Genomic DNA, 21,713 nt, shown 5'->3' with positions numbered 1-21,713 from the left:
GGTACGGTAGCCCTGCGCTCACCGCATCGACAAGGGATCGCCGCATCGGCAAGGGGGAGGCCAGTCGAGATGGCACGGCACGACCGGACCCGCCTGCCTGCGCCCGAACGACGCCGGCAGATCATCACCGCCGCGACCCGGCTCGTCGCCGAGCGCGGCTTCTGGGGCCTGTCCATGCAGGACGTCGCCGCCGCCTGCGGCCTCACCGTGCCGGGCCTGCTGCACCATGTCGGTTCGAAGGACGGCCTGCTCATCGCGATCCTCGAGCACCGCGACGCCGAGGACGCCCGGGCCCTGACCGAGCTGCTGGACGGCCCCGCGCCGACCCTGCCGGAGCTGTGCGCGGCGGTGGTGCGCCGCAACGCCGGGCAGCCGGAGATCGTGCGGCTGTTCGCGGTGCTGCAGGCGGAGTCGCTGACCCCGGACCACCCGGCGCACGATTATTTCGTCGCCCGGCAGCAGCGGATCCTGCAGGAGCTCACCGCCCTGGCGAAGGACGCCATCGGCGCGGACGCCTCCGGCGCGGACATCGTCGGCGCGGACGTCGGCGGCGCGCCGGAGGTCCTGGCTCGGCGGATCATCGCGCTGATGGACGGGGTGCAGCTGCAGTGGCTGCGCTCCCCCGGCAGCGACCTGAACCAGCTGTGGGCGGCGACGGCCGGCGACCTGCTACGTCCAACCATGATCCCGAACGGTTCCGGTAGCCCTGGCCACCACAACCGTTCGGGATCATGAGCAACCTGTGAGTGCCCGTACCAGACGGACGATGGCGTGGCGGGGCAGGTCGAGCAGCCGCGCGTCCAGCCACGACGCCGGGACGAGCTGCACGGTCCTGGCCCTGGCCTCGTTCTTCGTCATGCCGTGCTGCCTGACGAGCCCCTCGCGCAACACGTTGCCGAGCTTGCCGTGCGCATGCGACAGCAGCCACCCCACCGCCGACCGCTCCCCTCCCGGCACCGCCGTCGCCTCCACGATCGCCAGCTTCGGTGAGGGCGTGCTGCGGCGGTACCGTAACGTGTACTTCGCCGCGACGACGGAGCGTAACGCTTCCTGACGCTTCGCATCGATGAGGTCCGGGGATTTGTTGGGGACCTGTAAGCTCAGGGTAGGAGCATTGAGCGCGAGCAGCACCCGCAGGAGCCATGGCCCGGGATCCCCGGCGAGATCGATCTGGCCCGGCACCGACCGCACCGGCGCCGCCAGCAGCTCCGCAGGCCCGCGCCCGACGGCCTCGCCCTCCAGCGAGTGCTCGCCGTGGGTGTACATGTTGACCGCCGCCCCGCTCAGCCGCTTCTCCAGCACCTGCCAGGTCCGCGCCGTCGGCCGGCAGACATAGAGGTCGCTGGCGGACCCGACCGCCTGCGCGCCGTGGTAGCGGTTGAAGGCGGGCAGGATCGCCTCGACGGCCAGGTCCAGGTCGAGCACCGCCCGCTGCACCTTGACCCCGAGCGCCGGCGTCAGCGGGCTGAAGCCGTAGGCCATGACGAGCCGCCCGTTGCCCCGGTCCCGCAGCGCCTGCGCGCCGCGCCCGAGGAAGAGCTGCACCCCCTCCGGCGTGTACGGCGGATCGGTGAACACCAGGTCCGCCGACTCGGCCACCACCGGCGGCACCCCGAACCGCAGGTCGGCGAACCAGCAGTCCACCGCGTGCCCCCGCTGCGCCGCCCGCTCGGCGATGAACTCCAGCAGCCGCTCGTCGACGTCGACGACCGTGACCCGCAGGTCGGGCCGGACCTCGAGGACCGCGAGCGAGGTCAGGTCGTGGTCACCGACGCAGACCAGGTGCGCCCCCGCCAGGTCGAACGTCTCGTCCAGCCACCGCGCCCGCCGCGCCGCGGTCTCGGCGGTCGCCGACACGTGGTCGAGCGCCCGGTCGGTCGGCACCTCCGCGATGAGCCGCGCCATCCCGGCCACGAGGTCGTGGTCTGAAATACCGGAATTGTCGTCGATGCGGTAGTTGTCGCCGCCGGTGCCGCCGGTGCCGCCCGGGACGTCACGGCTGCCGTCCGGGATGCCGCGGGCGGTGGCCGGGACGTCTCGGGTGCCGGCCGGGACGCCGTGGGGGGCGGCCGGGACTGCGCGCGCCGCGGTGACGCCGGGGTGGGGGGCGGTTTCGCGGGGCGGTGCGGTGACGGCGGCGGGTTGCTGGGTACTGAACCGGGTCCGGTACGCGCCCGGCAGCCGCAGCGTGCCGTTGCGGGCGGTGTGCAGGTCGGGGCCGGCGGCGCGCAGCAGCTGTTCGGCCGTCCGGCGCGGCAGGGTGTGTTCGCGGATGAGGTCGTCGAGGGTCGTCGGGGTCGTCGCCAGGTGGACCAGGGCGTGCCGCAGGCGGCGGGCGGCGATGCCTGCGGCGGTCACCAGTTCGGCTACCGCCTCGATCGGGGCCACCGCAGTCGCGCTCACCGCGCCCGTGTCCCCAGCGTCCGCGGCGCCCGCACGCTTCGCACCCGCGTCCCCCGCACCCGCGTCCCCCGCGCCCGCGCCCTCTGCGCTCGCGTCCCCAGCGTCCGCACGCTTCGCATCCACGGCGCCCGCATCCCCCGCACTCGCGGCGCCCGCATGTTTGGCGTCCGCGTCCGCGCTTGCCACACCCGCGCGGTCTGGGCTCTCAGCGGCCCGATCCCCGGGATTCGCGTCCGGCTCGTGCGGTTGTCCGGTGGGCGGCGGCGTGGCGTCCGCGGGGGCGGTGTCCGGTGGCGGCGTCATCGCCATCCACCTTACGGGGCGGGGTGAATCGTACGAGACCGGTAAAGGCCATCGATGAGTTAAAAGTTAACGACCTGCAGTTATTCAGCGTCGGGGGCGTGAAATCAGTTAAACCGTTTCGGCGGTGTTTCGGGGGTCGACGGGCATCGAAGTACAGGGTGGCGGCAAGGGTGGGCGAAGGGTGCGAAGTCTTGTCCGGACGATTCCGGCTGTGTGATCGTCCTGACATCGCCATGAGTCGATGGAGCATGCGGCTGGCCGATCGGCGCGCGCACGCCGGCCGCAGCTCCTGTCAGTGGCACCTGTCAGTCGACTCTCGCGTGTCCCGGTTGGTTCCGGCGCACACCCGAGACGCTACCCCCGGCACCGTGCGCCGCCCTGGAAAGAAGGCACCCTTGAAGCTGTCCCCACGGTTCGCTACAGCGGCCGGAGTGCTCGCGGTCGGGCTGGTAACAGCCGGCACCGCCGCAGCCGTGCAAGCCTCACCCCCACTGCCGGCGCCCACAGGCGTCGAGGCAGCCAACGCCGTCGCGGAGAAGTCCGCGGCGACGTTCGTGTCCCAGCGTCCGAGCGTGCTGCACCCGAGCACCGACGACGCGTACGTGCAGAAGTCGCTGGTCGCCTCGGGCAGCGCGAAGTACATCGCGTACGAGCGGACCTACAAGGGTCTGCCCGTCGTCGGCGGTGACTTCGTGGTGGTCACCGACGCGGCGGGGGCGACCAAGTACACGTCGGTGGCGCAGACGCAGGCGATCGGCAGCCTGTCGACCACGGCGAAGCTCAGCGCCGCGGACGCCGAGGCCGTCGCCCGCAAGCAGCTGACGGCCGTGAACGCCGTCGAGAGCACCAAGCTCGTCGTCTACGCGCTGGACGGCGTGGCGAAGCTCGCGTACGAGACGACGCTCAACGGCATCGGCGCAGAGGGCGCGAGCCGCCTGACCGTCGACGTCGACGCCACCACCGGGGCCCTGCTCAACAAGACCGAGCGGGTCATGCACGGTACCGGTACCGGCTGGATCGTCGGCAACGTCACGGTGAACACGACGCTGTCCGGCAGCACGTACAGCATGAAGGACCCCAGCTACACGAACATCTCCTGCCAGAACTCGACGGGCAACGCCACGTTCACCGGTACCGACGACGTATGGGGCAACGGCGACGGCACCAACCGGGAGACCGGTTGCGTCGACGCCCTGTACGCGGCGCAGAAGCAGCTGCAGATGCTGTCGTCGTGGCTGGGCCGCAACGGCTTCAACGGCAGCGGCGGCGGCTGGCCGATCCGGGTCGGCCTGAACGACCAGAACGCCTACTACGACGGTACCCAGATCCAGATCGGCAAGAACACCGCCGGCAAGTGGATCAGCTCGCTGGACGTCGTGGGTCACGAGGTCGGCCACGGCATCGACGACACCACCCCCGGCGGCATCTCCAAGAGCGGCACCCAGGAGTTCGTGGGTGACGTGTTCGGCGCGGCCACCGAGGCGTTCGCCGCCAACGCGAACGACCCGTTCGACTACCAGGTCGGCGAGGAGGTCAACCTGGTCGGCAGCGGCCCGATCCGCTACATGTACAACCCGTCGCTCGCCGGTGACGACAACTGCTACTCCAGCAGCACCCCGTCGCAGGAGGTCCACGCGGCCGCCGGCCCCGGCAACCACTGGTTCTACCTGCTCGCCGAGGGCACCAACCCGACGAACGGCCAGCCGAGCAGCACCACCTGCAACGGCAGCACCGGCCTCGTCGGCATCGGCATCCAGAAGGCCACGAAGATCTTCTACAACGCGATGCTGATGAAGACCTCATCGTCGTCGTACCTGAAGTACCGCACCTGGACGCTGACCGCGGCCAAGAACCTGTACCCGGGCAGCTGCGCCGAGTTCAACGCGGTCAAGAACGCCTGGAACGCCGTCAACGTCCCGGCCCAGTCCGCCGACCCGACGTGCACCGGTGGCACCACCCCGCCGCCCACCACGACGAACCCGCCGACCTCGAACCCGCCGACCGGCACCTGCTCCGGCCAGAAGCTGCTCAACCCGGGCTTCGAGTCGGGCACCGCCAACTGGAGCGGCACCACCGGCACCATCGGCCAGTGGGCCAGCCAGGGCCAGGCCGCCCGCACCGGCACCTACAGCTCGTGGCTGCTGGGGTACGGCTCGACGCACACCGAGGCGATCCAGCAGTCGGTGACCATCCCAGCCGGGTGCAAGGCCACCCTCACGGCCTACATCCACATCGACTCGGCTGAGACGACCACCACCGTCGCGTACGACAAGCTGACCATCACGGCCGGCTCCACCACCCTCGGCACCCTGTCGAACCTGAACAAGGCGTCCGGGTACCAGCTCAGGACGTACAGCCTGAACGCGCTCGCCGGCCAGACCGTCGTGATCAAGTTCAGCGGTACGGAGGACTCGTCCCTGCAGACGTCGTTCGTCCTCGACGATCTCGCGGTGACGCTCAGCAACTAGCCAGACCAGTACAGCGCAAGGAGTACCGAACACCGGGAGAGGCCCGGGTCGCGCGCCGGCCCGGGCTTCTTCACGCGGTGCCGCTCAGCCGGCGTCGTGCGCCTGCAGCCACAGCTCCAGCAGGCCCAGCTGCCACAGCTTGTTGGCGCCGGTGCGCTGCGTGTGCTGGTCGGGGTGCAGCAGCAGCTGCTCGACGAACGCGGGCTGGAACAGGCCCCGCTGCTTCGCCGTCGGGCTGGTCAGCACGTCGGCGACGAGGTCGAGCAGCGGCCCGTCCAGGTGGCGCAGCGCCGGCACCGGGAAGTACCCCTTCGGCCGGTCGATGACGGTGGCCGGCACGAGGTCCCGGGCCAGCTCCTTGAGGATGCCCTTGCCGCCGTGGGCCGCCTTGAGCGCCGGCGGGCACTTCGCGGCCAGCTCGACGAGGTCCTGGTCGAGGAACGGGGTGCGCAGCTCCAGGCCCCACGCCATGCTCATGGTGTCGACGCGTTTCACCGGGTCGTCGGGCATCAGCAGGTGGGTGTCGAGGCGCAGCACCGCGTCCAGGGCGGTGTCGGCGCCGGGCGCGGCGAGGTGCGCGGCGACCAGTTCGCGGCTGGCGTCGCGGTCGCACAGGTGGTCGGGGTCGAGGATCTCGGCGAGCGCGGCGTGGTCCCGGTCGAAGAACGCGCCGGCGAACACGTCCAGGGCGGCGTCGCGGGGCGCGGCGGCCAGCGGCGCGTGGTAGCGGTACCCGGCGAAGACCTCGTCGGCGCCCTGGCCGGACTGGGCGACCTTCACGTGCTGCGACACGTGCTGGCACAGCAGGTAGAACGCGACGACGTCGTGGGTGCCGAGCGGTTCGGTCATCGCGGCGATGCTGCGTTCGACGGCGGGCATCAGCTCGGCGTTCGGCACCCGGATGCGGTGGTGGTCGGTGCCGAACGCGGCGGCGACGGCGTCGGAGTACCGGAACTCGTCGCCGCCCTCCCCGGCCGCGGACTCGAAGCCGATGCTGAACGTCTGCAGGTCGCGCTGGCCGGCCTCGGCGAGCAGCGCGACAATGAGGCTCGAGTCGAGGCCGCCGGACAGCAGGACGCCGACCGGCACGTCGGCGACGAGGCGCCGCTGGACGGCGGTGCGCAGCGCGGAGGTCAGCTCCGCCTTCCAGTCGGCGGCGTCCATGGCCGGGTCGCGCACGTAGTCGGGCCGCCAGTAGACGCGGTCGCGGGTGCGGCCGTCGGCCTCCACGACCCGGACGGTCGCCGGGGGCAGCTTGCTGACGCCGGCCAGGACGGTGTGGGTGCCGGGCACGATCGAGTGCCAGGTGAAGTAGTGGTGCAGCCCGACGGGGTCGAGGCTGGTGTCGACGTCGCCGGCGCGCAGCAGGGCGGGCAGCGTCGAGGCGAAGCGCAGCCCGCCGGGGCGTCGCGCGAGGTACAGCGGTTTGATGCCGAGCCGGTCGCGGGCCAGCACGAGGCGACGGCGCTGCCGGTCGACGAGGGCGACGGCGAACATGCCGACGAGGTGCTCGACGAACCGCTCACCCCACCGGTGGTAGGCGGCGATGATCACCTCGGTGTCGCTGGTGGAGCGGAACGCGTACCCGTCGCGGGCGAGCTCGTCGCGCAGCTCACGGTAGTTGTAGACGCACCCGTTGAAGACGATCGCGATGCCGTGCCGGTCGTCGGTCATCGGCTGGGCGCCCGCGTCGGACAGGTCGATGATGCTCAGCCGGCGGTGGCCGAGGGCCGCCCACCCGTCGTGCCAGAGTCCCCTGCCGTCGGGTCCCCGGGGCTCCATGGCCGCGGTCAGGCCGGCGACGATCCCGAGGTCGGCCGGAACACCGTCGAAGCGGACCTCGCCGCCGATGCCACACATGCTGTTGTTCGCTCCCCTGGTCGTGATGCCGGTACGCGGCCGGCCCGGGCTCAGATCGGCGGCAGGCCGCCGGGCACCGGCTGATGCTCAGATCGGTGGGAGGCCGCCGGGCACCGGCTGATGCTCAGATCGGTGGGAGGCCGCCGGGCACCGGCTGAGCGAGCCGCTCACCCGCCGCGTTACGGTCGGTCTGGTCATCGACCTCGGCGTCCGCGAGCTGGGCCCGGAACGTGTCGATGCCTTCAAGTGCGGACGCCTTGCGCCGGTAGGTGCTGCTGGCCGCCACGACCTCGCCACTGTCCGTGAGCAGCCGGAAGCGGAACCGGCCGTCCGGGACCCGCACCAGGACGATCTTCATCGGACACCTCCTAGGGTTCCCGTACCCGCTCACCGGCGCGGTGGAACATCTCGCGGAAGAACGCCGTCGGCTCCGTCGAGGTCCGCGTTGGCGATGGCGGCGAGGGCGTCGAGAGACCCGGTGCCGGGCACGAAGTAGCCGTCGTGGCCGGTGACCCCGCCGACGGGCAGCGGCCGCGCGCCGAAGGCCGGGTCGCTGGGATGGGTACCGTGGCCGGCGCCGAGGACGCGGATGCCCGGCAGCCGGCGGGTCCAGTCACCGTCCGCGGTGCCCGCCCAGATCCGGGCGGTGGTGCGCAGGTCGGCGGCGCGGCCGACGCCCATGCCGGGGCTGCCGAGCGCGACGATGTCGGTGACCCGGCCGCCGAGCCCGGCGTCCAGCGCGGCGGCGGCCCGGCCGATGACGGTGGAGCCGTAGCTGTGCCCGACGAGGACGAGCCGGGGCGCCGGCACCTCGCGCAGGAACCGCAGCAGCGCGGCGGCGCCGGTCGCCGCGGCGTCCTGCCGGACCGCGGCGAGCCGGAGCCCGCGCGGCGGGTGGTAGCCGAGCCACGCGACGACGGCGACCGGCCCGGCGCCGGCGGGGCGCAGCGCGGCGGTCCGCTCGGCGAGCTGCCGGGCCTGCCAGGCGGGGGCGCGGCGCTGGACGCCGCCGAGGCCGCGGTCAAAGCCGGCGGCGGTGGTGCCGACCCCGGGGACGAGCACGACGACGGTCGCGGCCGCCGCCGGGTCACCGACGATCTCGACCGCGAGCCCGTCGGCGTACCGTGCACTGTGGACGGTCAGGGCCGGCACCGGCGACACCTGGGCCGGGCCGAACACCGACCAGAGCACCGCGAGCAGCGGGAGAGGCAGCAGTCTGCGCAACATGGGGCCGACCGTAGGTGGCTGCCCGGGCCCGGATCGTCACTCCGCGGGACCATGTGCGCAGTACCCCAGCGGTACTACGCCCCGGCGCTGACGACCCCGGTCTCGTACGCGAAGACGACGGCCTGGGCGCGGTCGCGCAGGTCGAGCTTCGTCAGCACCCGGCTCACGTGGGTCTTCACCGTCTGCTCGGCCACGACGAGCTCGCCGGCGATCTCCGCGTTGGACCGGCCGCGGGCGATGAGCCGCAGCACCTCCGTCTCGCGCGGGGTGAGCGCGGCGAGGCGGGCCGGCTGGTGGCCGGTGGTCTTCGGCCGGGCCGCGAACTGCTCGATGAGCCGCCGGGTCACCGACGGGGCGAGCAGGCCGTCACCGGCGGCGACGACCCGCACGGCGGTGACCAGCTCGGCGGCCGGGGCGTCCTTGAGCAGGAACCCGGACGCGCCGGCGCGCAGCGCCTCGAACACGTAGTCGTCGAGGTCGAACGTGGTGAGGATGACGACCTTCGGCCGGTGCAGGCCCGGGCCGGTGTCGAGGATGCGCCGGGTCGCCTGGATGCCGTCGAGGACCGGCATCCGCACGTCCATGAGCACCACGTCGGGGGCGTGCTCCCGGGCCATCGCGACGGCCTGCGCGCCGTCGGCGGCGTCACCGACGACGAGCAGGTCCGGCTGGGCGGCGAGCAGCGCGGCGAAGCCCTGCCGGACCATCGCCTGGTCGTCGACGACGAGGACCCGGATCACGCGGTGACCTCCAGCGGCAGGGTGGCGCGCACCGTGTACCCGCCGTCGGGGTCGGGCCCGGCCTGGAAGGTGCCGCCGATCGCGGTGGCGCGTTCCCGCATGCCGAGCAGGCCGTGCCGCTCGCCGCCCGTGCTCTCGCCGGCGGGTGCGTCCAGCGTGTTGTGCACGTACAACTCCAGGGTGGACGGGCCGAGGGTGAGGGTGATGCGCACGGGTGCGCCCGCGGCGTGGCGCCGGGCGTTGCTCAGCGCCTCCTGCACGATGCGGAACGCGGCCAGCCCGACGGCCGGTGGCACCCGCGCGCCGGGCAGCGGGTCGAACGTGACGTCGACGCCGGCCTCCCGGGCGTCGCGGACCAGCCCGGCGAGGTCGTCGAGGACCGGCTGCGGCTCGGCCGGCGGCGTCTCGGTGCTGCGCAGCACCCCGAGGAGGCGGCGCATCTCCACCAGGGCCTCCCGGGACGTGCCGGCGATCGCGGCGAGCTCCTCCGCCACGGCCGGCGGGACGCCGTCGATGCGGTACACGGCGGTCTCGGCCCGCACCGCGATCAGCGACATGTGGTGGGCGACGACGTCGTGCATCTCGCGGGCGATCCGGTTGCGTTCCTCGGCGACGGCGCGGCGGGCCTGGGCGAGTTCGGTGCGCTCCTCCTCCGCGGCCAGGGCGGCCTGCACCTCGCGGCGGCGGCGGACCTGGTCGCCGATGACGAGGATCGCGGTGACGGCGAGCAGCAGGCCGGCGACGTTGGCCGGGTCGACGAACATGACCACCAGCAGCGCCGCGGACAGCCCGGTCCAGACCAGGACGCCGCGGCGGTGCCGGACCGCGACGACGGCCAGCAGCACCGGGAACGTCAGCATCTGCACCGGCACCCACGGCCACGGCGTCTTCTGCTCCACCGGCACCAGCGCGCCGGCGAACCCGGCGACGAGCCACGCGACCCGCCACGCGAGCAGCGGGCGGGTCGCGACGAGCCCGATCGGCGCGGCGACGAGCACCGCGGCGACAGCGAGGAACCCGGTGGCGATCTGCGTCGTGTTGCCGTGCAGGTACTCGAACGTGACGAGGCCCGCCAGGATCGCCACGACGACCCCGGCGGTGGGCAGCGCCCGGCCCAGCCGGGTCCGCGGGTGCACCGGCGGGTCGGGGCCGGCGAGGAACCCGCGCAGGTCCCGCAGGCCCGCCCTCAGCACGCTCGCCATCTCCGCACCGTAACAGCGTGACGGGCACGGACCGGCAACGACCCGGACGGAACCGCCCCGGCGAGAGCGGGCCCCGGGACCCCGGCGCCGGCGGCGACGCAGTGGTCAGACGTCCGCGGCGACGGGGTCCGGGGCGAGCCGGCGGGCGACGACGACGTGGACGGCGAACAGCAGGTACCCGACCAGCAGCGGCAGCGTGACGGGGATGAGCGCGCCGAGCACGGCGGCGATGGATGACACGCCGGCCACCATCGCCGCCGTGAGCGGTTGCCGCCACACGGTGCCGGCCGCCCAGCGCAGCGCACCGGTCCACGAATGATGGTGGGCCAGGTGCACGACGCCGAACGCGCCGGCGGCGAGCAGTGCGGCGGCGACGGCGACGGCGCCGACGAGCACGGGCAACCCGCCCGGGACCCGGCCGGAGGCGACGGCGCCGAGATTGAACAGCAGGAGCCAGGCGGTGGCGGTGGTCGCGACGGTGGCGGCGGCGCCGGGCAGCAGCGAGCGCCGGAACACCCGCCACAGCTCGGCGGGGCGCACGGCGGAGCCGTCCATGATGTCGCGCACGGCGACGGAGCCGGCGTGCACGGCCGCGCCGGCGGTGAGCACCGGCAGGCTGGACACGGTCACGGCGATGCCGACGAGCGCGAGGTCGGCGGCGACCGTGACGGTCTCCCGGAAGTCGCGACGCGCCACGCTGGTCACCCCTTCAGGCCGGAGGTGTTGATGCCCTCGACGAGCATCTTCTGGAAGGCGAGGAAGAACAGGAACACCGGCAGCAGCGACAGCACCGACATGGCGAACATCGGGCCGATCTCGGACTGGCCCTGCGAGTCGATGAACAGCCGCAGCGCGACCGGCACCGTGTACTTGGGCAGGTCCGAGACGTACACGAGCTGCCGGAAGAAGTCGTTCCAGGTCCAGATGAACGAGAAGATCGCCGTGGTCACGAGAGCCGGGCGGCTCAGCGGCAGGATGACGTTGCGGAACACGCCGAACGTCGTGCAGCCGTCGATCTTCGCGGCCTCGTCGAGCTCGCGCGGGATGCCGCGCATGAACTGGACCATGAGGAAGACGAAGAACGCCTCGGTGGCCAGGAAGTGCGGCAGGATCAGCGGCAGGTACGGGAACTCGCCACCGACCAGGTCGAGCTGCCGGAACACGATGAACTGCGGCACGATGAGCACGTGCCCGGGCAGCAGCAGCGTGCCGACCATGATCGCGAACCAGGTGGCCCGCCCGCGGAAGCGCAGCCGGGCGAAGGCGAACGCGGCGAGCAGGCACGACAGCGCGTTGCCGAGCACCACGAGCAGCGACACGACCGTGCTGTTGACGAAGAACCGGCCGAAGCTGGTCTGGAGGTGCGACCAGCCGTCGGGGTAGTTGCCGGGGGTGAAGACCTCCGGCAGGACCCCGGCGTTGCTGAGCATCTCCGGCTGGCTCTTGAGCGAGCTGCCGAGGACCCAGAACAGCGGGTAGAGGATGATCCCGAGCAACGCGAGGATCACCACCGTGCGCACGAAGGCCTTCATCGCTCATCCCCGTAGTGCACCCAGAAACGTCCCGTGCTGAACAGCACGACGGTGAGCAGGCCGACCGCGAGCAGGAACACCCAGGCCAGCGCGGAGGCGTAGCCCATCTCGTAGTCGGTGAAGCCCTTGATGTACAGGTAGAGCGTGTACATCAGGGTCGAGTCGACGGGGCCGCCGGTGCCGCCGCTGACGACGAACGCCGACGTGAAGCCCTGGAAGCCGTGGATCGTCTCCAGCACCAGGTTGAAGAAGATGACCGGGGACAGGATCGGCAGCGTGATGGAGCGGAGCTTGCGCAACGCGCCGGCGCCGTCGACGGAGGCCGCCTCGTACAGCTCGACCGGGACCTGCTTGAGCCCGGCCAGGAAGATGACCATCGGCGCGCCGAACTGCCAGACCGCCAGCAGGATCAGGGTGCCCAGCGCGTAGTCGGGGTCGTTGACCCAGCCGGGGCCGGCGATGCCGAACAGCGCCAGGAACCCGTTGAACGCGCCGTCACGGCTGAACATCGACACCCACACGATCGCGAGGGCGACACTGCCGCCGAGCAGCGACGGCAGGTAGAACAGGCTGCGGTACAGCCCGACCCCGCGGATGGCCTTGTTGAGCAGCAGCGCGACGCCGAGCGCGGCGGCGAGCTTCAACGGTGTCGCGATGACCGCGAACAGCACGGTGACCTGCACCGCGTGCCAGAACGTCGGATCTTGCGTGAACATCCGCTCGTAGTTGGCGAACCCGACCCAGTTCAGCTCGGACCAGTCCGACAGGATGTCGTAGTCGGTGAAGCTCAGCACCAGCGACATGAGCATCGGGACGGCCGTGACGGCAGCCAGCCCGACGAGCCATGGTGTGAGGAAGAGGTAGCCGGCGAGCCCTTCGCGGCGGGGGCCCCGCGGTTCGACGCGGGGCCCCTTCGCCGCTCGGTGCAAGGGTGCCGGCGCGGTGGTCAGCGCCACTGGAGGAGCCTCACTTCGAGATCGCGGACTTCGCGGCCGTGACGAAGGCCTCGGCGGCCTGTGCGGGGGTGGCCTTGCCCGCCTGCACGGACTCGGCGGCCTTGATGAGCTCGGAGCGCAGCGTGCTGTGCCCCCTCAGCGGGACCTGCGGCGCCGGGCCGAACGTCTTGCCCAGCTCGTACTCCACCTCGATGGAGGTCTTCATCGCGGCGTCGGTCATGCCGCTGAGCACGGCGGCGCGGATGTCCAGGTTCGGCGGCAGGCCGCGGTCGGTGCCGAGGACCTTGCCGACCTCCGGGTCGTTGGCGAGGAAGTTGATGACGTCGACCGCCACGTCCTTCTTGTCGCTGCCCCGGTAGACGGAGAAGTAGAGCGCGGCGCGGGCCCACTGTGCCTTGGGGTCGCCCGGGTACGCCACGACGCCGAGCTCGTCCTTGGTGTTCTTCTGCAGCTCGGGCAGCTGGTTCACCCACACCCAAGAGGTAAGCGCTTTCCCGGTGACGACGAGCTGCTTGGTGATGTCTGTGGCGTTGCCCTCACGGATCACGTCGGCCGTCGGGGTGGCCTTGCGGTCCCGGGCGCCCTTCCACAGGTCGAACCAGGCGGTCACGTCCTGCGCGGTGAAGCCGAGCCCTTTGCCCTCGTACAGGTCCTTGTTCTGCTGGCGCAGCCAGATCCAGAACGCCTTGTAGTCCGCGCTCGGGTCCTGCGTGCCGGGCACCTTGGTGGCGGCCGTCGCGGCCTCCGCCCAGCTGATGAACGCATCCCACGACATGCCGGTGGTCGGCAGCGGCTGGCCGGCCGCGGTGAGCTTGGTCTTGTTGAACACCAGGCCCTGCGTGTTCTCCCCGAAGGCGACGCCGGCGAGCTTGCCGTCCACGACGCCGTACTTCCACAGGCTCTCGGGGAACTTCGTCGTGTCGAGCTTGCCCGACTTCTGGTACGACGTCAGGTCCAGCGTGACGTTGCGCGACGCGTACTCGGTGAGGAAGTTGTCGTCGATCTGGAAGATGTCGGGCGCGTCGTTGCCCGCGGTGAGCGTGGCGAGCTTGTCGAAGTAGCCCTGGTTGGCCTGCCACGTCTTCTTGAACGTGACGTTGGGGTGCTTCTTCGTGTAGAGGGCGAGCGCCTCCTCGGTGAGCTTGGCGCGGGCGTCGCCGCCCCACCAGAAGATGCTCAGCTCGACGGGCTTGGTCGAGTCGACCGCTGGCGCCTCGCCGCTGTCGTCGCCACAGGCGGCGAGCGGCGCGAGCAACACGGCGGCGAGGGCGGTTGCCAGAAGTCTCCGGCGGGGTGTTCCGGACATGGCGTGTCACTCCCTGACGGTGGAAGTTTCGCGATCAATGGGGGTTGGGTCCGGTGGACTCGCGCACGATCAGCTCCGTCTGGAGCGTCACCAGCGCATTGGTGCGGCGTTCGTCGTCGTGCTGCAGCAGCATGTCGACGGCCGCCCGCCCGGCGGCCGCGGTCGGGGTGGAGACCGTGGTCAGCTTGGGGCGGATCAGGCGGCTGAGCGATATGTCGTCGATGCCGACGACGCTGAGCTCGGCCGGGACGCTGACGCCCCGGTCGTGCAGTGCCTGGAGCAGGCCGATCGCCATGAGGTCGTTGTACGCCAGCACGGCGGTCGCCCCGGTGGCACGCACGGCGTCGCACGCGGCGGCGCCGGCGGCCTCGGTCGGTTGGTGCGGTCCGAGCACGGTCAGGCTGGCACCGGCGGCCTTCGCCGCGGCCGTCGCCGACCGCCGGATCTCCCGGTTGGTCCACGAGCCGCGCGGCCCGCCGAGCAGGGCGAGGTCCCGGTGGCCGAGACCGACGAGGTGCTCGATCGCGGCCCTGGCACCGTTCGCCACGTCCATGACCACCGCGGGGAGCCCGTCGACGGCCCGGTTGACCACGACGAGCGGCACCTCGCGGCGCAGCTTCTCGATCAGGTCGTTGCTCATGCGCGGGCTGCACAGCAGCACGCCGTCGACCTGCTTGGCGAGGGCCTGGACGAGTTGCTCCTCCATCACCGGGTCCTCGTTGGTGTCGGCGACGAAGAGGTGGTAGTCCCGCTGCCGGGCCTGCGACTCCGCCGCCTTGATCAACGGTGGGAAGAACGGGTTGGCGATGTCGGCGACGATCAGGCCGATGTTGTGCGTCCGCCCGGTGATGAGCGCGCGGGCCGCACGGTTGGGCCGGTAGCCGAGGCTCTCCGCGGTGGACAGCACCCGGCTGCGGGTGTCGGGGTTGACCAGATGCGGTGCTGAGAACGTGCGCGACACGGTGGAGACATGGACGCCGGAGGCGCGGGCTACATCTCGAATAGTGGCGGGCACGCCAGTCATTAATGCAAACGGTTGCTGTCATGTCAACGCCCATGGATGCAGAAAATCCAGGGGTATTGACCCGAACTATGGCGGTGGAGCACAGTGTCGCTGCAACCCTTTGCAGTCCCAAGGGAGCGACAACCGATGCACACCCGCTACGCGATCGTCGGCACCGGATCGCGCGCTGAGATGTTCACGCGCGCACTCACCGGGCCGCATCGCGACACCTGCGCGCTCGTCGCGCTCGCCGACCCAGAACCGCACCGCCTCGCCGTGCACAACGCGCGGCTGCCGGCGCCGGTCCCCACCTACCCCGCCACCGAGTTCCGCCGGATGCTGCACGAGGAGAAGGTCGACGTCGCGATCGTGACCACCGTGGACCGGGTCCACGACGAGTACATCGTGGCCGCCCTGGAGGCCGGCTGCGACGTGCTCACCGAGAAGCCGATGACCGTCGACGCGCAGCGCTGCGCGCGCATCCTCGACGCGGTGCGCCGCACCGGCCGCCGGGTGCGGGTGACCTTCAACTACCGGTACAACCCCCTGCATGAAACTTTCAAGCGGCTGATCGCGTCGGGGGAGATCGGCGAGATCGGCTCCGTGCACTTCGAGTGGCTGCTCGACGTGCGGCACGGCGCGGACTACTTCCGCCGCTGGCACCGCGACAAGGCCAACTCCGGCGGTCTGCTGGTGCACAAGTCCGGGCACCACTTCGACCTGGTCAACTGGTGGCTCGACGACGAGCCGGCCGAGGTCTACGCGCAGGGCCGGCTGTTCTTCTACGGCGAGTCCGGCGCCGGGGCCGGCGCCCCCCGCTCCCGCTTCGAGCTCGGCGCCGACCCGCACCGCGACGCGCTCTACACCGGCACCACCGACGGGTACCGGCGCGACCAGGACGTCTTCGCGCCCGGTATCACCATCGAGGACGACCTCGCCGTCCTCGTGCGCTACGCCCGCGGCGCCACGATGACCTATCACCTGACCGCCTACGCCCCCTGGGAGGGCTACCGGGTGATGTTCAACGGCAGCAAGGGCCGCCTCGAGCTGGAGGTGGTCGAGACCGACCACGTCGCGGCCGGGGCCACCGGGCTCATCAAGGGCGACGAGCCGGGCCGGGCCACGCTGCGCGTCCATCCGCACTGGAGCGAGCCGCGCGAGATCCCCATCCCCTACGAGCGGGAGGGCCACGGCGGCGGCGACGCCCGCATGCTGGCCGACCTGCTCGGCGCCGGACCGCCCAGCGGCGTCGCCGCCGCGGAGGCCGAGGACGGCGCCCGCGCGCTGCGCATCGGCCTGGCCGCCAACGAGTCCATCGCCGTCGGACTGCCCGTCAGGATTCCTCATGACTAGCCTGAGCACCCACCCGCACGAGGACCAGCTGCTGCCCGCCGAGCCCGGGATCCGGGCCATCGCGCGGGAGCTGTACCAGCACGCCAGGGACCTCCCCCTGATCAGCCCGCACGGCCACGTCGACCCGGCGATCCTCGCCGACGACCGGCCGTTCCCCGACCCGGCCAGGCTCATCGTCGTGCCCGACCACTACGTGACCCGGATGCTCGCCAGCCAGGGCATCGCCCCGCACGAGCTCGGCGTGCCGACCGTCGACGGCAGCCCCACCCAGACCGACGGGCGCACCATCTGGCGGCTGCTGGCGGCCAACTGGCACCTGTTCCGCGGCACCCCGTCGCGGCTGTGGACCGAACGCGTCCTCGCCGACGTCTTCGGCGTCACCGTGCCGCTGCGCGTCGACACCGCCGACCTCGTCTACGACCTGCTCGCCGAGCGCCTCGACGACCCGGCGTTCCGCCCCCGGGCGCTGTTCGCGCGCTTCAACCTCGAGGTCCTCGCCACCACCGAGTCGCCGCTGTCGGACCTCACCGCGCACGCCAAGCTGGAGGCCGACGGCTGGGGCGGCCCCGGCGGGCGGGTCATCACCACGTTCCGCCCCGACGACGTCGTGGACTTCGAGTGGCCCGGCTGGGCCGGGCGCATCGAGCAGCTCGGCGTGACCACGTTCCCGCAGTTCCTGGAGCGCCTGCGGGAGCGCCGGCAGGCGTTCATCGCCGCCGGCGCCACCTCCAGCGACCACGGCCACCCGACCGCCGCCACCCTGGCGCTGTCCCCCGCGCACGCCGCCGCGCTGTTCAACCAAGCCTTGCTTAAACGGGCCGACAGCCGCGACGCCGAGCGTTTCCGGGCGCACATGCTCGTCGAGTTCGCCCGGATGTCCGTCGAGGACGGGCTCGTCATGCAGCTGCACCCGGGCGCGGTGCGCAACCACAACACCGCCCTGTTCGCCCGGCACGGCCGCGACGTCGGCGGCGACATCCCCTCCCCGACCGAGTACGTGCGCTCCCTCAAGCCGCTGCTGGACGCGTTCGGCACCGACCCGCGGTTCCGCGTCGTGCTGTACACCCTCGACGAGACCGTGTTCACCAGGGAGCTGGCGCCCCTCGCCGGCGGCTACCCCGCAGTGTTCCTCGGCGCGCCCTGGTGGTTCCTGGACAGCCCCGAAGGGCTGCGCCGCTTCCGGGAGACGGTCACCGAGACCGCCGGCTTCGCCAACACCGCCGGCTTCGTCGACGACACCCGCGCGTTCTGCTCCATCCCGGTGCGCCACGACGTCGCCCGCCGCATCGACGCCGGGTTCCTCGCGCGGCTCGTCGCCGAGCACCGCCTGCCCCTGGACGAGGCCGCCGAGACCATCGCCGACCTCGCCTACCACCTGCCCAAACGCGTCTACGCACGGACCGTCGCGGCGCGCACCCCCGAAGGAGCACGATGATCACCGGGTTGACCGTCCACGACGTCCGGTTCCCCACCGCCGCCGCGGGTGACGGGTCCGACGCGATCAACCGCGGCGACTACTCCGCCACCTACGTCGAGCTCACCGGCGACGACGGCGTCACCGGCACCGGCCTCACGTTCACCAACGGCCGCGGCAACGAGATCACCTGCGCCGCCGTGCGGGCCCTCGCCCACCACGTCGTCGGGCACACCGTCGAGGAGCTGTGCACCGTGGAGGGGTCACGCACCCTCACCGCCGACGTGCAGCTGCGCTGGCTCGGCCCGGAGAAGGGCGTCATCGCCCTCGCCGCCGGCGCCATCCTCAACGCCGTGTGGGACCTGCGCGCCCGCCGCGCCGGCAAACCCATGTGGCAGCTGCTGGCCGAGCTGCCGACCGCGGATCTGCTGGCGGCGGTCGACTTCCGGCACATCAGCGACGCCCTCACCCGCGACGAGGCCGCCGCCATCCTCGACAAGGGCCTGCCGGAGTACGAGGAGCGCCTCGCCCACGCACGCGGCGCCGGGCTGCCCTCGTACACCACCTCCGTCGGCTGGCTCGGCTACCCCGACGACAAGGTCCGCGACCTGACCCGGCAGGCCGTCGCCGACGGCTGGACCGCGGTCAAGATGAAGGTCGGCGGGGCCATCGACGACGACGTGCGGCGCGCCCGGATCATCCGCGCCGAGATCGGCCCCGACGCGCTGCTCATGCTCGACGCCAATCAGGTGTGGGACGTCGACGAGGCGATCGCCAACCTCGGCCGGCTCGCCGAGGTCGACCCGTACTGGATGGAGGAGCCGACCCACGCCGACGACGTGCTCGGCCACGCCCGCATCCAGCAGGCCCTCGACACGATCACCGGCGGCCGGTGCCGGGTCGCCACCGGTGAGGTCGCCGCCAACCGGGTCATCTTCAAGCAGCTGCTGCAGGCCGGCGCGATCCGCGTCATGCAGGTCGACGCGTGCCGGGTCGCCGGCGTCGGCGAGGTCCTCGCCGAGCTGCTGATGGCCGCGAAGTTCGGCGTGCCGGTCTGCCCGCACGCCGGCGGCGTCGGTCTGTGCGAGTACGTGCAGCACCTCGCGTTCTTCGACTACCTGCGCCTGACCGGCAGCATGGAGGGCCGGATGGTGGAGTACGTCGACCACCTGCACGAGCACTTCACCGACCCGGTCACGGTCGAGCACGGCCGCTACCGGCTGCCGGCCAGGCCGGGGTACAGCGTCGAGCTGCGCCCCGAGTCGATCGCCGAGTTCTCCTTCCCGGACGGGCCGGCATGGCGCGGCTGAACCGGTCCACGCCCCTGAAGGAGGAGCCGCTGGTCCGGCCGGGCGAGGCGGGCGCCGGGGTGCTGCACTTCGGCCTCGGCGCGTTCCACCGGGCGCACCAGGCGGTGTACATCGAGGACGCGATCGCCAGGGGCGGCGGCGACTGGGGCATCGTCGGCGTCGCGCCCAGCTCCCGCGACGTGCTCGACGCGCTGCGCGCGCAGGAGATGCTGTACAGCGTGCTCACCGTCGACGGTCCGGACGCGAGCGCCCGGGTCGTCGGCGCGTTCCACAGCGTCCTGCACGCCGGGTCCGAGCCCGGTGCCGTCCTGGGCCGCATCGCCGACCCGGCGATCAAGGTCGTCACGTTCACCGTCACCGAGAAGGCGTACGCGCCCGGATCCGCCGTGCTCGACCTGCTGGTGCGGGGGCTCCGGCTGCGTGAGACCCCGCTCGCACTGGTCAGCTGCGACAACCTCAACGGCAACGGCGAGCTGCTGCGCCGGCTGGTCGGGGACGCCCTTGAGGACCCCGACATCATGGCGCTGCTGAGCTTCCCGGGCACCATGGTCGACCGGATCGTGCCGGCCAGTACACCCGAGACCCTGGCGACGGTGGAGTCCCTCATCGGCGCCAGGGACGAGGCCGCCATCGCCGCCGAACCGTTCCGGGAGTGGGTCGTGCAGGACGACTTCCCGGGCGGGCGGCCCGCACTGGAGCTCGCCGGCGTCACCCTCACCACCGACACCGCCCCCTACGAGCTGCGCAAGCTCCGGGCGCTCAACGGCGTGCACTCCGCCCTGGCCTACCTGGGCGTCCTCGCCGGCGCGCGCACCATCGACGCCGCGCTCGCGCTGCCCGGCTACCGTGCGGCGATGGAGGCGTTCATCGAGCACGACATCGCGCCGACACTGGAGCTGCCCGCGATCCCCTACGGGCAGCAGGTCCTCGGCCGCTTCGCCAACAGCGCGCTGCGCTACCGCACGCTGCAGGTCGCCGGCGACGGCAGCCAGAAGCTCCCGCAGCGGCTGCTCGGCACCGTCGCCGACCGGCGCGCCGCCGGGGAGGTGCCGGTCTACGGCGCGCTCGTCCTCGCCGCGTGGATCCGGTTCGTCGGCGGCCGCGCCGACGACGGCACCGAGCTGCCCCTCAACGACCCCCTGGCCGCGCAGCTGCGCGGCGCGGCACCGGATCGGCTGCTCGAGCTGCTGTCCCCGGGGCTCGCGGACGACGGGCCGCTGCGCGCGGAGGTCGAGCGGTGGCTGCGGGACCTGGAGCGGCACGGCGCCGCGGCCACGCTGGCGGCGCTGTGACCCCCACGATCGCGCTCATCGGGGCGTCCGGGCACGGCCGGCGGCACCGGCAGGACATCGCCGACCTCGGCGACCGGGTCCGGCTCGTCGCCCTCGGTGAGGTCCAGCCGATGTTCGGCGAGCACCTGCCGGTGTACGACGACCACCGCCTGCTCCTCGCCGAACACAAGCCGGACTACGTCGTCATCTGCACGCCGCCGCACACGCACCTGCGGATCGCCCTGGACGCGGTGCACGCCGGCGCGGACCTGCTGCTGGAGAAGCCGCCGGTCCTCGACCTCGACGCGCACGAGCAGCTGTCCGCGGCGCTGGCCGCGACCGGGCGGCGCTGCCAGGTCGGCTTCCAGGCGCTCGGCTCGCCGACGCTGCCCGCGCTCGCCGCCCTGGACCTCGGCGAGCTCACCCACATCGCGGTCGCCGGCGCGTGGTGGCGGCCGGCGTCGTACTGGACCCGCTCGCCGTGGGCGGGGCGGCGCGCCGTCGACGGGGCCCTCGTCAACCCGTTCGCGCACGCGCTCATGCAGGCGCTCGCCATCGGCCGGATCCGTCCACCGTGGACACTGGAGCTGGAACGCTTCCGCACCAGGGACATCGAGGTCGAGGACACCGCCGCGCTGCGCCTCACCCCGGCCGAGGGGCCGGTCGTCACGGTCGCGGTCACCCTCGCCTCGACCGAGTTCATCGCCGGCGACATCACCGTCACCGGCACCCGCGGCAGCGCCCACGTGGTGTACCCGCAGGACCGCCTCAACGGCGAGGTGCTGCCCGGCCGGGTCGGGCTGCTGGAGAACCTGCTGTCCGGCGACCCGCTGCTCGTGCCGCTGTCGCGGACCGCGCCGTTCACCGCCCTCGCCGCCGAGATCATGGCCGCGCCCGACCCCGTGCCCCTGACCGGCGTGGCCGTCGACGACGGCATCGCCATCCCCGGCATCGCCGACCTCGTGCGCACCGCGGCCGAGCGGCACGCACTGCTCACCGAAGTAGGAGACCTGCCATGCGCAAGCTGACCGTCGCCGACCTGCCCGACGGCGGCACCCCCGCCACCCTCGCCGCGCTCGGCGCCGGCTGGGGACCCGTCATGCGCGGCGGCATCAGCCGCTACGACGACCCGGGCCACCGCACCCACGCCGAGTCCGACCGGCACACCCACGACGTGCCCGAGATCTTCACGATCGTGCAGGGCAGCGGGTACGTCGAGATCGACGGCGCGCGGGCGGACACGTTCCGCGCCGGCGACCTGCTCATCGTCCCGCCGGGCGAGGACCACCACCTGGTCAGCGACGGCGAGGTGCCCCTGGTCTTCACCTGGATGCACCTCGCCCCGCTGGACCGTGCATAGCGCTG

Annotated in this window: 19 protein-coding genes; 8 read left to right on the top strand and 11 right to left on the bottom strand. The window is 72.4% G+C overall.

Annotation, left to right across the window (positions count from 1 at the left end; translation table 11 throughout):
- Positions 1-69: 69 nt before the first annotated feature.
- Positions 70-735: a TetR/AcrR family transcriptional regulator gene (locus AB0H83_RS04580; protein WP_360086739.1), complete on the top strand. Its 666-nt coding sequence runs from the start codon at positions 70-72 to the stop codon at positions 733-735.
- On the opposite strand, the gene AB0H83_RS04575 is transcribed toward AB0H83_RS04580, so the two are convergent.
- Positions 730-2,403, bottom strand: a complete 1,674-nt coding sequence (locus AB0H83_RS04575) for a bis-aminopropyl spermidine synthase family protein (RefSeq protein WP_360086736.1) — start codon at positions 2,401-2,403, stop codon at positions 730-732. The two genes, AB0H83_RS04580 and AB0H83_RS04575, sit on opposite strands and share 6 nt — an antisense overlap.
- Positions 2,404-3,101: 698 nt before the next feature.
- Here AB0H83_RS04575 and AB0H83_RS04570 point away from each other — a divergent pair.
- Positions 3,102-5,174 carry a M4 family metallopeptidase gene (locus AB0H83_RS04570; RefSeq protein WP_360086733.1) on the top strand — a complete coding sequence of 691 codons (2,073 nt, stop codon included), beginning with the start codon at positions 3,102-3,104 and terminating at the stop codon, positions 5,172-5,174.
- An 84-nt stretch (positions 5,175-5,258) separates the two neighbouring features.
- Here the strand turns inward: AB0H83_RS04570 and AB0H83_RS04565 are convergent, their stop codons facing one another.
- From AB0H83_RS04565 to AB0H83_RS04520, 10 genes are all read right to left on the bottom strand, one after another.
- Positions 5,259-7,034 carry an N-acetylglutaminylglutamine amidotransferase gene (locus AB0H83_RS04565; protein WP_360086730.1) on the bottom strand — a complete coding sequence of 592 codons (1,776 nt, stop codon included), beginning with the start codon at positions 7,032-7,034 and terminating at the stop codon, positions 5,259-5,261.
- A 124-nt stretch (positions 7,035-7,158) separates the two neighbouring features.
- The gene (locus tag AB0H83_RS04560) at positions 7,159-7,392 is read right to left on the bottom strand and encodes a YegP family protein (RefSeq protein WP_360086727.1); all 234 of its coding nucleotides are present in this window, start codon (positions 7,390-7,392) and stop codon (positions 7,159-7,161) included.
- 29 nt (positions 7,393-7,421) lie between these two features.
- Complete coding sequence (locus tag AB0H83_RS04555) at positions 7,422-8,261, bottom strand: alpha/beta hydrolase (protein ID WP_360086724.1); 840 nt, start codon at positions 8,259-8,261, stop codon at positions 7,422-7,424.
- A 74-nt stretch (positions 8,262-8,335) separates the two neighbouring features.
- Positions 8,336-9,001: a response regulator transcription factor gene (locus AB0H83_RS04550; RefSeq protein ID WP_360086721.1), complete on the bottom strand. Its 666-nt coding sequence runs from the start codon at positions 8,999-9,001 to the stop codon at positions 8,336-8,338.
- Positions 8,998-10,203, bottom strand: a complete 1,206-nt coding sequence (locus AB0H83_RS04545; protein WP_360086718.1) for a sensor histidine kinase — start codon at positions 10,201-10,203, stop codon at positions 8,998-9,000. Before AB0H83_RS04545 ends, AB0H83_RS04550 begins: the two co-directional genes overlap by 4 nt.
- A 105-nt stretch (positions 10,204-10,308) precedes the next feature.
- Complete coding sequence (locus AB0H83_RS04540; protein WP_360086715.1) at positions 10,309-10,899, bottom strand: hypothetical protein; 591 nt, start codon at positions 10,897-10,899, stop codon at positions 10,309-10,311.
- A 5-nt stretch (positions 10,900-10,904) separates the two neighbouring features.
- Positions 10,905-11,735, bottom strand: a complete 831-nt coding sequence (locus tag AB0H83_RS04535; protein ID WP_360086712.1) for a carbohydrate ABC transporter permease — start codon at positions 11,733-11,735, stop codon at positions 10,905-10,907.
- Complete coding sequence (locus AB0H83_RS04530; RefSeq protein WP_360087308.1) at positions 11,732-12,664, bottom strand: sugar ABC transporter permease; 933 nt, start codon at positions 12,662-12,664, stop codon at positions 11,732-11,734. The genes AB0H83_RS04535 and AB0H83_RS04530 overlap by 4 nt, the downstream gene beginning before the upstream one ends.
- Before the next feature lie 37 nt (positions 12,665-12,701).
- Complete coding sequence (locus AB0H83_RS04525; RefSeq protein WP_360086709.1) at positions 12,702-13,997, bottom strand: extracellular solute-binding protein; 1,296 nt, start codon at positions 13,995-13,997, stop codon at positions 12,702-12,704.
- Between the two features lie 34 nt (positions 13,998-14,031).
- Positions 14,032-15,012 (bottom strand): LacI family DNA-binding transcriptional regulator, encoded by a 981-nt coding sequence (locus AB0H83_RS04520; protein WP_360087305.1) that lies wholly within the window; start codon positions 15,010-15,012, stop codon positions 14,032-14,034.
- Positions 15,013-15,147: 135 nt separating this feature from the next.
- Here AB0H83_RS04520 and AB0H83_RS04515 point away from each other — a divergent pair, with 135 nt between their 5' ends.
- Genes AB0H83_RS04515 through AB0H83_RS04490 form a run of 6 tightly spaced genes read left to right on the top strand, consistent with a single transcriptional unit; the run spans position 15,148 to position 21,708 of the window.
- On the top strand, positions 15,148-16,353 hold the full coding sequence (locus AB0H83_RS04515; RefSeq protein ID WP_360086706.1) for a Gfo/Idh/MocA family oxidoreductase: 1,206 nt from the start codon (positions 15,148-15,150) through the stop codon (positions 16,351-16,353).
- Positions 16,346-17,788: a glucuronate isomerase gene (uxaC, locus tag AB0H83_RS04510; protein ID WP_360086703.1), complete on the top strand. Its 1,443-nt coding sequence runs from the start codon at positions 16,346-16,348 to the stop codon at positions 17,786-17,788. Before AB0H83_RS04515 ends, uxaC begins: the two co-directional genes overlap by 8 nt.
- Positions 17,785-19,077: an enolase C-terminal domain-like protein gene (locus AB0H83_RS04505; RefSeq protein WP_360086700.1), complete on the top strand. Its 1,293-nt coding sequence runs from the start codon at positions 17,785-17,787 to the stop codon at positions 19,075-19,077. The genes uxaC and AB0H83_RS04505 overlap by 4 nt, the downstream gene beginning before the upstream one ends.
- Positions 19,065-20,369: a mannitol dehydrogenase family protein gene (locus tag AB0H83_RS04500; RefSeq protein WP_360086697.1), complete on the top strand. Its 1,305-nt coding sequence runs from the start codon at positions 19,065-19,067 to the stop codon at positions 20,367-20,369. Before AB0H83_RS04505 ends, AB0H83_RS04500 begins: the two co-directional genes overlap by 13 nt.
- Positions 20,366-21,376 (top strand): Gfo/Idh/MocA family oxidoreductase, encoded by a 1,011-nt coding sequence (locus tag AB0H83_RS04495; RefSeq protein ID WP_360086694.1) that lies wholly within the window; start codon positions 20,366-20,368, stop codon positions 21,374-21,376. Before AB0H83_RS04500 ends, AB0H83_RS04495 begins: the two co-directional genes overlap by 4 nt.
- On the top strand, positions 21,364-21,708 hold the full coding sequence (locus AB0H83_RS04490) for a cupin domain-containing protein (protein ID WP_360086691.1): 345 nt from the start codon (positions 21,364-21,366) through the stop codon (positions 21,706-21,708). The genes AB0H83_RS04495 and AB0H83_RS04490 overlap by 13 nt, the downstream gene beginning before the upstream one ends.
- Positions 21,709-21,713: the final 5 nt, after the last annotated feature.

The sequence above is a fragment of the Dactylosporangium sp. NPDC050688 genome, assembly GCF_040654515.1.
Taxonomy (GTDB): domain Bacteria; phylum Actinomycetota; class Actinomycetes; order Mycobacteriales; family Micromonosporaceae; genus Dactylosporangium.
The sequence above is the reverse complement of the archived record's forward strand: the minus strand, read 5'-3'. Positions and strand labels throughout refer to the sequence as shown.

What these genes read in the sequence shown, in the direction of transcription:
- AB0H83_RS04580 (WP_360086739.1), top strand. Translation starts at nt 70, where the DNA reads ATGGCACGGCACGACCGGACCCGCCTGCCTGCGCCCGAACGACGCCGG.
- AB0H83_RS04565 (WP_360086730.1), bottom strand. Translation starts at nt 7,034, where the DNA reads ATGTGTGGCATCGGCGGCGAGGTCCGCTTCGACGGTGTTCCGGCCGAC.
- AB0H83_RS04560 (WP_360086727.1), bottom strand. Translation starts at nt 7,392, where the DNA reads ATGAAGATCGTCCTGGTGCGGGTCCCGGACGGCCGGTTCCGCTTCCGG.
- AB0H83_RS04555 (WP_360086724.1), bottom strand. Translation starts at nt 8,261, where the DNA reads ATGTTGCGCAGACTGCTGCCTCTCCCGCTGCTCGCGGTGCTCTGGTCG.
- AB0H83_RS04545 (WP_360086718.1), bottom strand. Translation starts at nt 10,203, where the DNA reads ATGGCGAGCGTGCTGAGGGCGGGCCTGCGGGACCTGCGCGGGTTCCTC.
- AB0H83_RS04535 (WP_360086712.1), bottom strand. Translation starts at nt 11,735, where the DNA reads ATGAAGGCCTTCGTGCGCACGGTGGTGATCCTCGCGTTGCTCGGGATC.
- AB0H83_RS04525 (WP_360086709.1), bottom strand. Translation starts at nt 13,997, where the DNA reads ATGTCCGGAACACCCCGCCGGAGACTTCTGGCAACCGCCCTCGCCGCC.
- AB0H83_RS04515 (WP_360086706.1), top strand. Translation starts at nt 15,148, where the DNA reads ATGCACACCCGCTACGCGATCGTCGGCACCGGATCGCGCGCTGAGATG.
- uxaC (WP_360086703.1), top strand. Translation starts at nt 16,346, where the DNA reads ATGACTAGCCTGAGCACCCACCCGCACGAGGACCAGCTGCTGCCCGCC.
- AB0H83_RS04505 (WP_360086700.1), top strand. Translation starts at nt 17,785, where the DNA reads ATGATCACCGGGTTGACCGTCCACGACGTCCGGTTCCCCACCGCCGCC.
- AB0H83_RS04500 (WP_360086697.1), top strand. Translation starts at nt 19,065, where the DNA reads ATGGCGCGGCTGAACCGGTCCACGCCCCTGAAGGAGGAGCCGCTGGTC.
- AB0H83_RS04490 (WP_360086691.1), top strand. Translation starts at nt 21,364, where the DNA reads ATGCGCAAGCTGACCGTCGCCGACCTGCCCGACGGCGGCACCCCCGCC.